The following is a 14,933-nucleotide window of genomic DNA, read 5'->3' as shown; positions in this document are numbered from 1 at the left end:
CAAATTATGCCGTGAAATCAGCATTTCTTATGAAGAAGCGCTTGTTCGTGTGTGAGCAGAAGTGCATATATTGAATGATTGCATGCGATCATGAATTACAGGGTTTCCGATGAGTTTGGTGCTTGTCACGCATGAGATTGACGAACCCGCGCTGTATGGCGCGGCGGCAGCGGTGATCGCAGCGCGGCATGGTGGCCGGGTGCTCTATCCCGAATTTCGTTTTGATACCGGCCTGCACGCCGATGCGGTTCAGCATGTGCTCGCAGCAGGCGGGCTTGGGCCAAGCGGGCTCTATTGGGCCGATCGCCTGACACTGTCGCCAGCTCGTGCGGCTTCAAGCGTTGATGAGATCGTCGCAGAGGCGCGCGCGAATGAAATCATCGTGCCTATTCACCCCAACTACCTTCGAAATCCGACGCTTCCGGGCACCATCGTTCGCGCGGCCCAAAATGCAGGGATCGAAACAACGGTCGTTACGATAGGAACCTCCGGCGACGGCTTTGTCGTTGAAGGCGAAACACTTGCGGGCAGGGACGGTTTCGGGCGGATCACGGATCGCCCGGAAAGCGCCTCCGAAAATCGTATCCCGCTTGAGATAGGGCTGATCGCCGCCGAAGGGGATCAACGCAGCGTCTACCCCGCGACGCTTGCGAGCCTGGCCGATGCTGCGGATGGCCTGTCGATAAATCTAACTATCCGGTTCATCGATCCCGTTGCGTTGGGCGACGCGGGCAATTTTGAAATTCCCGCCTCGCTTACCGGCCTGGTTCTTCCGGGTGGTGCGGCGATGAAGAATGTTCCCGGGCAGATCGAAGCTGCGGCAGCCGGTCTTGCTGCAGGCGTTCCGACTGTCGGCCTGTGTCTGGGAATGCAGACGATGGCGACGGCGATCGCATGGCGTCGGTTCGGGCGCGGAACCGCCAATCTCGCGGAAGCTGATCCGGCAGCGCCGATCAAGACTTTCGTACCGATGGCTGGAGAGAAGGGGCCGAACGGCCGTGCCTTGCCGGAACACCGGACCGGAACGCATGCAAGCGCTGTGACGGCGCAAACGCGCCTTGCTGAAATCCTGCCCGCCTCGACGACCGCTCACTACAACCATCGCTACCGGCTGGATCCGGCACTCGTGAAAGACCTCGAAGAGGCTGGCTTGCGCGTCGCCGCCACGGGTTTCGACGGCGCCATCGTCGATGCGATCGAGGACCGCGATCATCCCTTCTTCATCGGCATGCAGGGCCATCCCGAACTTGGCTCGCGCGAAAACAACCCTCATCCGCTGCTGTCCGCCTTCCTGTCGGCAGCACGCGAATACGCTCACTCGCATTGAAACCGGGACTTTAAAAAATGGATCTCAACATAAAAGGCCGCAGCGCGCTCGTGCTCGGTTCCAGCCAGGGACTTGGCTTTGCCATCGCGCGCAATCTGGCGCTTGAAGGCGCTTCGGTCACGCTGGTCGGCCGTTCGGGAGAACGGTTGAACGCGGCTGCGGAAACGATCCGCGCAGAGAGCGGTTCGGAAGTGAATACCGAGGTGCTGGACCTCTCCGATTCCGCCGCTCTTGAGGCATGGGTTCCGGTCATCAGCACGCGTGCCATCGATATTCTCGTCAACAATGGAGGCGGTCCTCCGCCCGGTGCGATTGCCGGTGTTGCTGCCGACGTCTGGCGCGCCCAATTCGAAACGATGGTCAACGCGCCGTTCCGCATCACGGCTGGCCTGCTGCCGGGCATGCGCAGCCGCAAATGGGGCCGCATCGTCAATGTCGTCTCGTCGGGCGTCGTGCAGCCAATCCCCAATCTTGGAATTTCCAACACGTTGCGCCTGTCGATCCTAGGTTGGGCAAAGACGCTCGCAGCCGAGGTTGCTGCCGACGGCATCACGGTCAACTCGGTCATTCCGGGCCGCATTCACACGTCGCGCGTAGACCAGCTCGACAAGGCAGCCGCAGACCGCACCGGCAGCACGCCGGAAGCCGTGGCCGAAGCCTCGCGCGCCGGCATTCCGATGGGCCGCTACGGCAAGCCCGAGGAATTCGCGGACGCCGTTGCATTCCTGGCGAGCGAGAGAGCGAGCTACATCACCGGCACGACCCTGAGGGTCGACGGTGGAATGCTGCGCAGCGTCCTGTAAGGCCAGAGCACCAACCTCGCGCCGCTTCCGCTTTGGAAAACCGCTGCGATGTTGGCTGATGACGCATCTTTGCATTGCAGCATAAGCCGCACATGCTACATCCTCGCGGTATGAAGAAAATCGGCTTCCTATCGTTCGGGCATTGGTCGCCCTCGTCCCAATCGCAGACGCGGTCAGCGTCCGATGCCCTTTTGCAGTCGATCGACCTGGCGGTCGCCGCGGAGGAATTGGGTGCGGACGGCGCCTATTTTCGCGTGCATCACTTTGCCCGCCAGTTGGCCTCGCCATTTCCGCTTCTGGCGGCGATCGGCGCGAAGACCAGCCGTATCGAGATCGGCACTGCGGTCATCGACATGCGCTATGAAAATCCGCTCTATATGGCGGAAGACGCGGGCGCTGCCGATCTGATCGCCGGCGGACGCCTGCAACTCGGTATCAGCCGTGGCTCGCCCGAGCAGGTGATCGACGGATGGCGCTACTTCGGTTACGCCCCGCCTGAGGGCCAGACTGACATCGACATGGCCAGGCGCCATGCCGAGGTATTCCTGGAAGTGCTGCGCGGGCAGGGCTTTGCACAGCCAAATCCGCGGCCGATGTTTTCAAATCCGCCCGGATTGCTGCGTGTCGAGCCGCACTCGCAGGGCTTGCGCGACCGGATCTGGTGGGGCGCTGCCACCAACGCCACCGCGGAATGGGCGGCTGCAGCGGGGATGAACCTGCAGAGCTCGACGCTCAAATTCGATGAGAGCGGAAAGCCCCTTCATATCCAGCAGGCCGATCAGATCCGCGCCTTCCGCGCCGCGTGGAAGGCGGCAGGACACGAGCGCGAACCGCGGGTTTCGATCAGCCGCAGCATCTTCGCGCTGATGGACGACCGCGACCGCGCCTATTTCGGCGGCGACGAGAGCGAGGATCATTTCGGCTATATCGAGGCCGACACACGCGCCGTGTTTGGCCGCAGCTATGCCGCCGAACCGGACGTTCTCATCGAGCAGCTGAAAAAGGACGAGGCAATCGCCGAGGCCGACACACTGCTTTTGACCGTCCCCAACCAGCTCGGCGTCGACTACAACGCACATGTCATCGAGGCCATCATGACCCATGTTGCCCCGGCGATGGGTTGGCGCTGACGTCGCATGTAGCGATCTTCCTGTAAGGTCAGGGCGATGCAGATGGACGCGCGATCCAACTGCCGGACCACCCGAAGGCAGGAAGGCTTTATTGCTCGGTTGGCATACCGATTTCGACTTAGGACAAGTACATCCCGTCGGCCGTTGTGAATACTTGTCCGTCTTTTGCAAAGATGTTTGAGTAACAAAGGGGGCTCAGCAAGGGGTTGTCTCGATGTTACATCTTGTCGGAAATGCCCGACTGCGGAGCATTCATGATCTTCTCGGCCCGCTTATCAAGGGCAGAAGAATGCTCGACATTGGAACCATCGGGCACGAGTTTGAGGCCCGGCAGGAGATCGGCACCTTCTACCTTTCAGAATTCGTCGGCCTGGCAGGCTACGTGAAAGGCATCGACATTCTTGAAGAGGATGTCGCTCGGGCCCGCGCCGCCGGCTACGAGGTTGTCGTCGGCGACGCCGAATCCTTTGTCGATACCGAACCCTACGACGTGGTCTTTGCCGGCGAACTGATCGAGCACCTGAGCAATCCTGGCCTTTTTCTCCGCTGCTCGATCCGCAATCTGAAGAAGGACGGCGTCCTCGTCATCACGACGCCGAACGCTTTCTCCATGAGCCGATTGCTGAAATGCGTCTTCGGCCTGACCAACGAGCCGCCGGTCAATCCCGAGCACACCTGTTACTACACGCCGCAGACCTTGCAGCAACTGTCCGTTCGCGAAGGCTTCGAGATCAAGCAGATCTATTTTTCCGACTATGACTACGGAACGCGCGGTGTGACGATGAAACGTGCCTTCATGCTGCGCGTGAACAAGATGCTCTGCGACCTGTTTCCGCAGCTCAGCCAGTCTTTCATCGCGGTCTTGGGACGGCCGTCCGACGCGCGTGACGAACTGTCGCCATCAGGCGCCTGACAATCCTCGGATCAAGCGGACGCCCGCTCCGCTGCCGGCCGCCACAGCGGCTGCACCTTGTGGCCTGCATTGAACAGGAAGATCAGCACCCCGGAGCGGTTGATGATCTGCAACCCGATGATTGCACCGACCACCGCCAGAACGGGCAGCGTGAAGAAGGTGATCGGAAACAGGTCGGAGCCGTAATTGCCGAAAAAGCGTCGGAAGATGATTCCGGCGTAGTCGAACAGGATCGCATGGCTGCAGAATAGGAAGAAGGCATAAGGCTCGAACCGCATGAACGGCTCGGCAAAGGATGACCGCCGGATAAGCTCCGTCAGATACCAGAAACCTGCCGCCATGGTTATGCGCAGCAGCGTGTCCAGCGTCAGCCGCAGCGTATCGTCCATTTCCGAAAGCAATATGCCCTGAATGCGGATGTAGAGGAAAACCGCCGCCATCGCCGCAAGGCCGATCGAAAGCGGGCGGGTGATCCGGTCGATTTCCTGCTCATTCGTCCGCGACAGGCGAAGCCACATGCCAATGGCAAAGAACAGCATCAACTGCGGCCTCTGCAGGATGTAGAGGTCTTCCCCGAAAAGCGTGAAGACGACAAGCAGCAGGATGGTCGCAACCGGCAGCCGCTTGATCGCGAAATAAAGCAGCGGCGAGAACAGGCAGCAGACGAAAAGGTCGCGCAGGAACCACAGCGGCACGACCAATGGCCATTCGGTTACGGCAAGGAAGGCGTTGGCCAATGCGGGTAGGGTAAACTCCGGCCAGTTGCGCCAGTTGTCGGAAAGCAGCCCGTAGGCGCCGAGCAGCACCAGCGCCAGCACATTCCAGGCCACCAATGGCACGACCAGCGTCTTCACCTTGGATTTGTAAAGATCGAGCGTGCCGACCTTGAGCAGGCTTGAGACGATGAAATAGCCCGAAACCACGCTAAGCAGCGAAACCGAACTCAGCCCCATCAGCCGCGTCAGGATGAAATAGACGATGTCGAAGAAGCCGGCGTCACGGTCATAGACGTTCTCGGCGATGCCCGGCTGGACGTGAACGAATGTCATGAAGAAGATGCACAGCGTTCGCGCGATCTTGATGCGGTTCGACATCGTCTTGGCGACGGGCGACAGGCCGGTCGCGCTCGGCGCGGGCGAAGATGTTCTTGCTGTCAAAACGTTCTCCTTGAACAGTCACGCGGCGGCTAACCGCACGGCTGCAGGTGTTCTCTTTGAAGAGCGAGGCCGGAGCGAAACCGGGTGCAGCATCGCAGCGAGCCACTGAGGCCGCTCCCATCCTTGGCGCCCTGCATCCAGGGCCAGGTGTCTGCCGACTTGCGGCTGGCACAGGACATCGACACCATGTAAGCCGTTTGGGTGGTTCAAATGTGAATGTTGTGCAATTTCTGCGCGATTTCCGATTCACAAAATGCAACGTCGTTTAATACAAGGGCTGCAATGGGGGCCGCTTCGCTGGAAAGCAGAGAATATCGCCTATGAAGAAATTGGCAGGCCTGTTTGGTCTGGACAAAAACCCGGGGCGGGAACGGCGCGCCCGGTTGAAGATCGAGACCGCGGGAGCCGCCGTCTATGTGATCGGTGACGTCCACGGCTGCCTCGACCTGCTGCTGGCGCTGGAACATTTGATCGTCGCCGATGCGCGCGATCTGCCGGGGCGCAAGACCATCGTCATGCTCGGTGACTATGTCGATCGGGGGCCTGCCTCTGCGCAGGTGATCGATCACCTGATAGCCCCGCCACCGGCTGGTTTCGAGCGCATCTGCCTGGCCGGCAACCATGAAGTGGCGATGCTGGATTACATCGACAAGCGCCTGACGCTTGGCGACTGGATGCATATGGGGCAGGGCCGACGCTTCTTTCCTACGGGGTCGACCCCGAGCGCCTCGGCTCGATTTATCAGTCCCGGCAGGTCGACGACATGATCAGGCATGCCATTCCGGCAGGGCATGTCGAATTCCTGCGCTCGCTTCCGATTCTCATCGAGGCAAAGCGGTACATCTTCGTCCATGCCGGTATCCGGCCCGAACTCGATCTCGACCGGCAGTCGGACGACGATCTGGTTTTCATTCGCACCGCCTTCTACGAAAAGGCGCATCTCCTGAAGAAATATGTCGTCCATGGCCACACGCCGGTCACGGAAGCGAAGCTCGAAGGCACGCGCATCAATGTCGATACGGGCGCCTTCTTTTCTGGACGGCTGACCGCCCTGCGGATATGGCAGAACAAGGGCCGTTACCTCACGACCTGACCTGAGTGGCTGGCGGTTTCTGAAAGCAGAAACCGCCAGGCCTTCAGGCTTTCGCCGTCAGGCCGGCCTGCTCGATGTAATAGGATGAATAACGGTCGAGATATTGTTCCGAGCCGCCATAGGCGCCGTAGCGCACCAGCTTCTTCATGTCCGTCTTGTTCAGGATGATGCCGAGTAGCTTGGAGGCGATTTGCGGTTCACCCTGCAGTGTCGCCTTCACCAATGCGCGCGGCGTCACGCCCCACTCGGAGACCATCACGAATCCATCGGCAAACGGTGCGAACGCCTTGGCGTCGACCACCGGGCCGAGCGGCGGCAGATCCACCACGATGTAATCATAGGCGTTGCGGGCGTCGGTCAGGAGGTCGTTCATTCCCGGCCCGGAAAGCAGTTCGCTGGTATGCGACAGGCGTCCGCGAACCACGGCGGGAATGATGTTGAGCTTGGTCGTGCGATCGACCATGACCGTGGTTTGCCAGCGCTGCTCGCCAACGATTGCCTCGACCAGCCCTCTGTCCGGCGACAGCGACAGACCACGGCTGAGGCCCGGGTTGCGCAAATCGCCGTCGATCAGCAATGTTCTTGCGCCATTGGCGGCGAGCAGCCCGGCGAAGTTCGCGGCAACCGTCGTCTTGCCTTCGCTCGGCAGCACCGAGACGAAACCGATCACCTTGCAGGGCCTGCCTTGCAACACGACATCGCAGGCGATCTTGGCGTTGCGAAGCGTCTCTGCAAACGACGACGACGGAGCGTTGATCGCTACCCTTAGAATGCGCGGCGTGACGGGCTCGGGACCATCGCGTGGCGGCTTGTCGGCGCCATTGGCCCCGTTCTTGGACGCAGCACTGGAAAGGCGTGTGCCGACGATCGGCAGATAGCCGAGGAAGTTGATGTTGAGTGATGCGCGCACGTCTTCGCCTGTGCGGAAGAAACGCTCGCGGAACTCCTGAAAGGCGCCGACCCCGGCGCCGCCAAACAGGCCGAGCACCAGCGACAGGCCGAGTACCATCGTCTTCTTAGGGCTGGAGGCGGCCACCGGATCGACGGCTTCCGAGATCACGCGCGCCTTGGCGATGGGGAAGGAGCGCTGCTGCGAGGCTTCCTCGTGACGGGCGAGGAAGGTCTGGTAGAGCGTCGCCAGTGCGGCTGCCTTCTGTTCGAGTTCACGCAATTGCACCATCGACTGGCTGGTCTCGGAGCTTTCTCCGGCCATCAGCCCGACATTGGCGCGCAGCGAATCCTCGCGCGATTTCGCAACCTCATATTCCGTGCGGTAGCTCTCCGTGAGCTGGTTGAGTTCCTGGAAAATCTGCCGCGAAAGGTCTCCCTGTTCGCGCCGCAGCGCGACGGCCTGAGGATGGTCCTCGCCGAAACGGTCGCTGATCTCGCGCTCGCGCTTGGTAACGTCAAGATAGCGTCCCTTCAGGTCATTGATGACGGTGTTGTTGCTGCCCTTGTCGGAAGGGATCGTCGCGTTCTTCACGGCGTTGTCCGGGCCGCTTTCGATGATCGACTTGAACTGGTTGTAGCGCGCCAGCGCATTGGCAGTATCGGCTTGCGCCAGGATGAGCTGGCTGTTGAGATCGGCAAGTTGCCGCTCGGAGATAAGCTCGCCCCGGGCCGAGGTCAGGCCGTTCTCGGCGCGGAATTTTTCCACGGCAAGTGCTGCGGCCTGGGAACTGTCGCGCAATTCGGCCAGCCGCCCCTGAAGCCAGACGGTCGCCCGCTGCGTGGCGTCGAAATTGGCGTCGAGCTGGTCGGAGAGATAGGCATTGGCATAGGCGCGTGTGATCGCGCCGGCGAGCTTCTTGTCGTAGGCCTGGAACGACAGGTCGATGACATAGCTGCGCCCGACACGCTCGGCTGACATGCCGGCCTGCAGCAGTGCTGTCGCCTTGCCGATCTTGCCGTTTGCGATCGAGGTCGCGGAGAGTTCGGGCTGCGAGGAAAACAGGCCGATTACGGACTTGATCTGATCCTTCACCCAGCCGATCGGCGAGCGCGGCGGATTGAGAAACGCGTCGTTGTTCTGAAGGTTCTCGGCCATCACCACCGCGCGGGCGAGGCGGGCCGATTTCAGGATTTCGACTTCGCTCGAAACCATCGAGTCCGCCTGGACCCGGGACGGCCCGGAATCCTTCTCTTCGGCAAACTTGGTCAGCGTGTCGTCAAGCAGGATGCGGGTGCCCGATGTGTATTGGGCGGGCGTGAACAGAAGATAGACGACGCCAAGCGCAAGGCCTACCGCCGCGCAAAGCGCCACCACGCGGATTTGCCGCATGGCGATAGTCATCAGGCGTTCAAGATCGATGAAGCGATCCGCCTCATCCGGCTCCACGGCCAGTCTGCTGTTCAAGGGAATGTTTCTCTGGTGCATGATTTCGTCGACGCCAGGCGTCACTTTCGTTTTGGATGCTTTTCGATCTCGTCCGATGCGCTCCGCCACTGATGCGGCATCAAGCATGGTTATGAGGCGAGAATGCGTTTGCGGCGGCCTTTGCGCCGCTATCTACCTTCTTGACGATCATGCCATGTCGCGGCCGATACGCTCGGCCGCGACGAGCAGCATTTCGACTAGGCTGCCGCGCTGCGGCGCTGCTGCGACGCGATCATTTCGACGATCGGGTCGAATACGAGATCGCGGATGTCGTCGCGTGCCAGCGCGAAGGCAACGTTGGCCTGAATGAACCCTTCCTTCGAGCCGCAGTCGAACATGCGCCCGTTGAAGGGCGCTGCATGGAACGCCTGTGTCTGGGCAAGCCGCTTCATCGAATCCGTAAGCTGGATCTCGTTCCCGGCGCCACGCTCCTGCGTGCCGAGAAGGTCGAACACCTCCGGCTGCAGGATGTAGCGGCCGTTGATGTAGTAGTTCGACGGCGCGACGGCCGGCGCCGGCTTTTCGACCATTTCGGTCACGGCAAAGCCGGTGCCGACATCCTTGCCCTTGCCGACGATGCCGTATTTGTTGGTCTCGGTCGGGTCGCACTGCTCAACCGCAATGACATTGCCGCCGGTCTGTTCGTAGAGCTCCATCACGCCGGCAAGACAGCCCTTGTCGCCGAACGACACCATGTCGGGCAGCAGCAGCGCGAAAGGCTCGTCGCCGATGATATCGCGCGCGCACCACACTGCATGGCCGAGACCATGCGGGGCCTGCTGGCGGGTGAAGCTCACCGCACCTGCGTTCAACTGGATCTTGTTCAGCGAAGCAAGCTGCTCCTGCTTCTTGGAGCGCGTCAGCGTGTCCAGAAGCTCCGGCTGGATGTCGAAATAGTCCTCGATGACGTGCTTGTTGCGGCCGGTGACGAACACGATGTGCTCGATACCTGCTTCCAGCGCCTCGTCGACCGCATACTGCACGACGGGACGATCGACCACCGTCAGCATCTCCTTCGGCATTGCCTTGGTTGCCGGCAGGAAACGTGTTCCAAGCCCAGCGACCGGGATCACTGCTTTTCTGACTTTTTTCATTCTATCATCCCTGCTTTGAGTGCTTTTCAATTTATCCCCCGTCCAATTCCGAGATTTCAGGTCATCCTGCCTGGCCTGCCGGGCGGCGTGCCCGAAGCGGGTCAGTAAACCGCCGCAGCCGCGCAGCGATCGGCATTCTGAGATGCGTCAGCGCGACCGGATCGCGCAGTGCCGCGCCCATGGCCTTCAGCGGCGCACGGTCCTTCAGATGCTGTACGAGTGCCAGGAACGACGCCGCCTTTTCCAGGCTGCGGGTACGCCGCGCCTGCGCCGACTTGGCGGCTTCGTCAAGGTGATGCGCGCGCAGAAACGCGGCATCGGCGTCGAACATCGCCTTGACGTGATGCTGTTCGAGCACGCGCGAGATGGAGCCGTCGCGAATGTGATAGTCGTAGCCGGGTTCCGGCTCGACCACGCAACGCCCGCCCTTGGCCAGCGCCGAAGCGAGGAAGATGTAATCCTCGCCGATGCGCAGCTTCTCGTCGTAGCGCAGCTGGTGTTCTTCGATGAAGCGGCGCTCGAATATCGGCTTCATATAGCCGTAGTTGAACGTGCCTTCGAAAAGGATGTTCGCTGCAATGAAATCGGCCAGCGTGATTTCGCTGACGCCTTCAAGATGCGCATGCGGAAACATCGTCTCGCGTGTGCCGGGCTCTTCACGGATCACGTCGAGATTGTCGACGGCAATCTGCGCGCCGGCAGCTTCTGCGCGCCGGATCATCCGGGCGAGCCGCTCAGGCTGGACCGTGTCGTCCGCGTCGAGCACCGCGATCCAGCGCCCGCTGGCTGCTTCCAGTCCGGCATTGCGTGCGCCGCCAGGTCCGCGATTTTTGTCGAGCGCAATCACCTTGACCATATCGAGCGGAAAGGACCGCGCAAGCTCGACCGTGCCGTCAGCCGAGCAATCGTCGACGACGACCACCTCGACGGATACGTCCCGCTGGCCGAGCGCGCTTTGAACGGCCCGGGCGAGGAAAGTTTCAGCATTGTAAGCCGCGATGACGAATGTCACGTCAGGCTGCATTGCTGCTTCTCCGCGCAGGTTCATGGTCACCATATTGTTTGATTTCGCGGACGCCGAGAAGTCCACTGACGACGCCGATATGCATAACGCCGCGAAGGGCGAAACGGTTGCGTCGCTCAGGCAATATTGCGAGGCCCGCGGCTGCCGCGAAGCAATAGGCTGCCTTCGCCGAAGCAAGCCCGATCTGGGGCAGGGCGGAGCCCGCCGATGTCTGCCGCTCGACGATCAGCCTGCCGTGCGTCTGGCCGGAGCGGAACTTGCGCTTCATCAGCCACGAAAACTGTGCCCGCTTGGCCGGCACAGGCTCATAGACCCAGGCCTTTGGTGCGAAGGCTATTCTGCCGCCGGCCTGATGCAGGTGGGTGAAATATTCGGTGTCCTCGCCGCCCGTCTTGCCCAGCGCCAGGTTGAAGCGTCGGCCGGCCACCGGCTTTGCCGCACGGCGCAGCAGGACATTGCAGCTATAGCCTGTCCGGATCTCGCCCTTGACCCAGACCGGCAGCGTCGAATGGAAGTCACCGCGCGCCATCCAGCCGGGAGCGCCGTTCCCATATGTCGCTTCGACCGGCCCGAGCACGGCGTCCGCGCTGGTTGCGAGCGCTACGTTCATGAGTTCCGAAAGCCATTCCTTCGAGACGGTCTCGTCGTCGTCGATGAAGGCGAGAAAATCGCCCGAGCTGTTTTCCAGGCAGGCATTGCGCGCGATCGAGATGTTGGAGGCCGGGCAATGCACGTAGACCACCGAGAACGGCAGCTTGGCGGCAATGGCATAGACGAGGTCACGTGCGCTCGGCTCGGCGTCGTTGTCGGCGACGATGACCCGAACCGTCGTATGCGGCGGTATGGTCAGCGCGCCGAGCGACAGCAGCGTCTCTTCCAGTTCCGGGCGGCGATAGGTGCAGACGCAGACGTCGATCCGGGTCGGCTTGGTGGCGGCTTCGTTTTGCTTGTTCATGATGCCGGTGCCTCTTTCCTTCGAAAATCGAGGAGCTGGAGCCAGAAGCCCGCGGACCATGCCAGGTGCATGACCATCGCCGAAAAGCCGGCCAGCGGCCCGTAGGGGTTGCGCTGGCTGAGAGCCATCCAGACGCCGTAACCCAGGCATGCCGCTGCCCAGAGGACTGCCGGAATGACGGCAGCCCAGCTGAGGAACGCCAGCGATGTCCCGGCAACGACCGGAAACACCATCAGCGGAATCATCTGTCGGATCTTGGGCATGGCGCGGTGCTTCAGAATGTTCTTGGCGCGGCCTCTGCCGTAGCCCAGATACTGCCTGAAGAGCGCCGGCACGGACGCACGCGGATAGTAGACCATGAACGTCTTGTCGGTCATCCAGAGCCGGCAGCCTGCAGCCCCTAGCCGATAGTCGAGTTCGGCATCCTCATTGTGGCTGAATGTCTCGTCATAGCCGCCAACCGCACGAAACGCCTTCACCCGCATGAAGGCGTGGTGACCATGGTCGGTCCAGTGGCCCTTGGCCCCTTGGCGGTGTGGTGAGCCGCCATTGCCGAGCTTGGAATTCTGCGCGATCGCCGTCGCTTTCTGGAAAGCGCCGAAGCCGCGCGTCGCCATGGAGACGACCACCGAATCCGCGCCCGTCTCGTCCGCGTCCTCGATCAGCCGGTCGCAATAGTCGGCTGGGTAGTCGCCATGCGCGTCGATGCGGATGAAGCTCGCGAACTCGTCACCGAATCTTTCGACGGCGAGATTGATGGCAGCACTCTGTATCTTCTTGGGATTATCGAGCAGCGTTACGCGCGGATTGCTCGCGGCGATCTTTTGCACGATCGCCTGCGTCCCATCGGTGCTGCCACCATCGGCAACCACGATCTTCATGCCCAGCCGCTCGACTGAAGGCGTCAGCCGGTCGATCAGCGCCTCGATATGCGCTGCCTCGTTCAGGCAGGGGATCACCACCATGCAAGGTGTTGCCGGCAAGGCTTCGTTTGTCATCTCAGCCATCACGCCGCCTGCAGCATCATGTTGGGGACACGTGTCGATCTCAGGCCGGCCAGTCGCTCCACCAGCGCCCGGCAGTCACGCACGTCGCAGACCCATGTTCCGCGATCCTCTGCCAGGATTTTCCGACGGGCAGCGGAATAGGTTTCGGGTGTGAGGTCTTCGAAAAGCGCTGCCAGCGCATCCACGGATGGTTCGTCGAGCAATTTGCCCAGATGCCGGTCGGCCAGGAAACGGCCGGTTTCGGTGTTGCGCATGGCAATCGGAACCGCGCCGTAGCGGCAGCCTTCGTAAAGCCGGTTCGGCAGCAGCCAGCTGGAATTCAGCCCTTCCTCGAAAAAGTCGATCGCCCAGGAGAAATGCACCTCGCCATAGACGCGCGGCAGATCTTCGGGGTTGCGATAGGCGCCCTCGAAACGCAGATAAGGCTCAGCGGCAACGAAACCGTCGAAATCGGTAAACTCCGAATAGGCTGGACGTCCACGCAGCACGACCTCGAAGCGGCCTTCCATGCGCCGCGTGAAGGCTGCAAGAAGCTCCAGCGACTTGCGGCAACGCAAGGCGCCGAACCAGCCGATCTGCCATGGCTCGCCGGGCTTTGGTCCCTGCAGCGCCTGGTTGCTCGTGTCGCTCCCGCCGTTCAGCTCCAGCACCTTGTTCTGCAGTAGTGCCACCGGCGCATCGATTTGGCGGAAGCGTTGGAAATAGTCGCGCACGAAGGCCGGCGAACTGGTCATCAGCAGCGATGCGTTCTTGCCCAGCACGCGCTCGGTGCGCCGCAGCGCCCGCGAAATACGGTTCTGCCCGAGCAGCAGACGGTGGATGTCGAGGCACTCGTAGACGATGGGCGCATCGGAGGAAAACAGCGCTTTTGCCCGATTGGCCAGCGCCAGCATTTCCAGATTGCGGCCGATGATGACGTCCGGTTTGCGGATGCCCTGCAGCTTGCCGCCGAGCGACAGTGCTGCCTTGGCGATCGCCACGATGCGTTGCGCGAACCTGCCGTCCTGCGTCGGACCGAGATCGATGGGCGAAAGCATCTCCAGGCCGGCCACGGGCTTGTCGGCGCGCTTGAAGCCCGCCAGCGTGACATCCGCGCCACCGGCCTGCAGCATGATCACCCGCCGGCGCACCGCCGGATCGGAGAGATCATGCACGAGATAGAGAACGTGCAACATGTGGGACACCAGTTATTTCAGCTTGCAGACAACCGATTCGGGAAACTGGCACGCATCGCCTTCGGCGGTGTAAGCGATGCGATCGATCTCGGCCGTCACCGGCGCGCCGGGATCAGCGAATGTGCCCATCCAGGATTTCAGGATGTCGCTGCTCCACAGGCTGACAAAAATCTTGGACGCGTGGGTCGGCAGCTTTGCCGGGTCGGTCGCCTCGCCGACGAGTTCGCCGTTGACGTACCAGCTTATCTTGTCCTGCTTCCAGACGAAGGCGTAGTCGTTGAAACCCTGGTCGGCACCGCCCGGTACATCCACCAGCTTGGCGTCTCCGACAGGCTTGCCGTTCACATACTGGTTGATCTGAACCTTTGCCGGGTTCTTGCCCAGCACTTCGAAGTCGATCTCGTCATGCGGCTGCTTGTCGACCGGGCCGATATAGGTGAAGAAACCGGTGTTGAGGCCGGAGCCGGCGGCAGCCTTCATGCGCACCTCATAGGTGCCGTAGCTGTAGCGCTGCTTGGTCTGGATTTCGCCGCAGGCATAGTCGAGATTCTTTATCGACTGCTTCTGGAAGCCCAGCCGCAGCATGCCGTCCGAGACCTTCACCTGATCCTTCGACCAGATGCAGTTCTGGTGTTCGCCGTTCGTCCAGCCGTCGGAGACATACCACTGCTTCCTGTCCAGCTTGTCGAAATTTTCGACGAAGGATTTTCCCGAGGCTTTCTTCTCTTGCGCATGGGACGCATTCATTGCGCCCATGGATGAGACGAGGAGGGTACCGACGCCGAGAATGAGAAATGTCAGACCGCGCCGTGCCGTGCCGGCTTCGTTTGAAATCACGTGGCTTGCCACCTTTGTTTTGGCGGCGCCTCCCACGCCCA

12 protein-coding genes and 1 pseudogene are annotated in these 14,933 nt (G+C 61.4%); 5 read left to right on the top strand and 8 right to left on the bottom strand.

All coding sequences use genetic code 11. The annotated features are described in order from the left end of the window. The first annotated feature begins 109 nt into the window (after positions 1–109). From DZG07_RS20665 to DZG07_RS20650, 4 genes are all read left to right on the top strand, one after another. Positions 110–1,327 (top strand): gamma-glutamyl-gamma-aminobutyrate hydrolase family protein, encoded by a 1,218-nt coding sequence (locus DZG07_RS20665; protein WP_119820330.1) that lies wholly within the window; start codon positions 110–112, stop codon positions 1,325–1,327. 17 nt (positions 1,328–1,344) lie between these two features. After that, positions 1,345–2,130, top strand: a complete 786-nt coding sequence (locus DZG07_RS20660; RefSeq protein WP_119820327.1) for an SDR family oxidoreductase — start codon at positions 1,345–1,347, stop codon at positions 2,128–2,130. 110 nt (positions 2,131–2,240) lie between these two features. After that, the gene (locus tag DZG07_RS20655) at positions 2,241–3,260 is read left to right on the top strand and encodes an LLM class flavin-dependent oxidoreductase (RefSeq protein WP_119820324.1); all 1,020 of its coding nucleotides are present in this window, start codon (positions 2,241–2,243) and stop codon (positions 3,258–3,260) included. A 214-nt stretch (positions 3,261–3,474) separates the two neighbouring features. Next, positions 3,475–4,173 (top strand): class I SAM-dependent methyltransferase, encoded by a 699-nt coding sequence (locus DZG07_RS20650; RefSeq protein WP_091914235.1) that lies wholly within the window; start codon positions 3,475–3,477, stop codon positions 4,171–4,173. A gap of 11 nt (positions 4,174–4,184) precedes the next feature. Here DZG07_RS20650 and DZG07_RS20645 read toward each other — a convergent pair whose 3' ends face one another. After that, positions 4,185–5,330, bottom strand: coding sequence for an acyltransferase (locus DZG07_RS20645; protein WP_245429540.1), 1,146 nt, complete (start codon positions 5,328–5,330; stop codon positions 4,185–4,187). A gap of 320 nt (positions 5,331–5,650) precedes the next feature. On the opposite strand from DZG07_RS20645, the pseudogene DZG07_RS20640 reads away from it, so the two are divergent. Then, positions 5,651–6,423 (top strand): annotated as a pseudogene (locus tag DZG07_RS20640) (metallophosphoesterase family protein). 43 nt (positions 6,424–6,466) lie between these two features. On the opposite strand, the gene DZG07_RS20635 reads toward DZG07_RS20640, so the two are convergent. From DZG07_RS20635 to DZG07_RS20605, 7 genes are all read right to left on the bottom strand, one after another. Beyond that, the gene (locus DZG07_RS20635; protein WP_091914572.1) at positions 6,467–8,800 is read right to left on the bottom strand and encodes a polysaccharide biosynthesis tyrosine autokinase; all 2,334 of its coding nucleotides are present in this window, start codon (positions 8,798–8,800) and stop codon (positions 6,467–6,469) included. A 197-nt stretch (positions 8,801–8,997) separates the two neighbouring features. Continuing rightward, the gene (locus DZG07_RS20630; RefSeq protein ID WP_119820321.1) at positions 8,998–9,894 is read right to left on the bottom strand and encodes a UTP--glucose-1-phosphate uridylyltransferase; all 897 of its coding nucleotides are present in this window, start codon (positions 9,892–9,894) and stop codon (positions 8,998–9,000) included. 61 nt (positions 9,895–9,955) lie between these two features. Further along, entirely contained in the window at positions 9,956–10,918 is a 963-nt protein-coding gene (locus DZG07_RS20625) for a glycosyltransferase family 2 protein (RefSeq protein WP_119821938.1), read from the bottom strand. Then, positions 10,908–11,873: a glycosyltransferase family 2 protein gene (locus DZG07_RS20620; protein ID WP_119820318.1), complete on the bottom strand. Its 966-nt coding sequence runs from the start codon at positions 11,871–11,873 to the stop codon at positions 10,908–10,910. Before DZG07_RS20620 ends, DZG07_RS20625 begins: the two co-directional genes overlap by 11 nt. After that, the gene (locus DZG07_RS20615) at positions 11,870–12,871 is read right to left on the bottom strand and encodes a glycosyltransferase family 2 protein (protein ID WP_119821936.1); all 1,002 of its coding nucleotides are present in this window, start codon (positions 12,869–12,871) and stop codon (positions 11,870–11,872) included. The genes DZG07_RS20620 and DZG07_RS20615 overlap by 4 nt, the downstream gene beginning before the upstream one ends. Positions 12,872–12,879: 8 nt before the next feature. Continuing rightward, positions 12,880–14,055: a glycosyl transferase family 1 gene (locus DZG07_RS20610; protein ID WP_119820315.1), complete on the bottom strand. Its 1,176-nt coding sequence runs from the start codon at positions 14,053–14,055 to the stop codon at positions 12,880–12,882. A 12-nt stretch (positions 14,056–14,067) separates the two neighbouring features. Beyond that, complete coding sequence (locus DZG07_RS20605; RefSeq protein WP_091914576.1) at positions 14,068–14,811, bottom strand: glycoside hydrolase family 16 protein; 744 nt, start codon at positions 14,809–14,811, stop codon at positions 14,068–14,070. Positions 14,812–14,933: the final 122 nt, after the last annotated feature.

It is taken from the genome of Mesorhizobium sp. DCY119, from assembly GCF_003590645.1.
In the GTDB taxonomy this organism is placed as follows: domain Bacteria; phylum Pseudomonadota; class Alphaproteobacteria; order Rhizobiales; family Rhizobiaceae; genus Mesorhizobium_M.
The sequence above is the reverse complement of the archived record's forward strand: the minus strand, read 5'-3'. Positions and strand labels throughout refer to the sequence as shown.

Excerpts from the sequence above, each read along its gene's own strand:
- DZG07_RS20665 (WP_119820330.1), top strand. The coding sequence starts at position 110 with ATGAGTTTGGTGCTTGTCACGCATGAGATTGACGAACCCGCGCTGTAT.
- DZG07_RS20660 (WP_119820327.1), top strand. The coding sequence starts at position 1,345 with ATGGATCTCAACATAAAAGGCCGCAGCGCGCTCGTGCTCGGTTCCAGC.
- DZG07_RS20655 (WP_119820324.1), top strand. The coding sequence starts at position 2,241 with ATGAAGAAAATCGGCTTCCTATCGTTCGGGCATTGGTCGCCCTCGTCC.
- DZG07_RS20650 (WP_091914235.1), top strand. The coding sequence starts at position 3,475 with ATGTTACATCTTGTCGGAAATGCCCGACTGCGGAGCATTCATGATCTT.
- DZG07_RS20635 (WP_091914572.1), bottom strand. The coding sequence starts at position 8,800 with ATGCACCAGAGAAACATTCCCTTGAACAGCAGACTGGCCGTGGAGCCG.
- DZG07_RS20630 (WP_119820321.1), bottom strand. The coding sequence starts at position 9,894 with ATGAAAAAAGTCAGAAAAGCAGTGATCCCGGTCGCTGGGCTTGGAACA.
- DZG07_RS20625 (WP_119821938.1), bottom strand. The coding sequence starts at position 10,918 with ATGCAGCCTGACGTGACATTCGTCATCGCGGCTTACAATGCTGAAACT.
- DZG07_RS20620 (WP_119820318.1), bottom strand. The coding sequence starts at position 11,873 with ATGAACAAGCAAAACGAAGCCGCCACCAAGCCGACCCGGATCGACGTC.
- DZG07_RS20615 (WP_119821936.1), bottom strand. The coding sequence starts at position 12,871 with ATGACAAACGAAGCCTTGCCGGCAACACCTTGCATGGTGGTGATCCCC.
- DZG07_RS20610 (WP_119820315.1), bottom strand. The coding sequence starts at position 14,055 with ATGTTGCACGTTCTCTATCTCGTGCATGATCTCTCCGATCCGGCGGTG.
- DZG07_RS20605 (WP_091914576.1), bottom strand. The coding sequence starts at position 14,811 with ATGGGCGCAATGAATGCGTCCCATGCGCAAGAGAAGAAAGCCTCGGGA.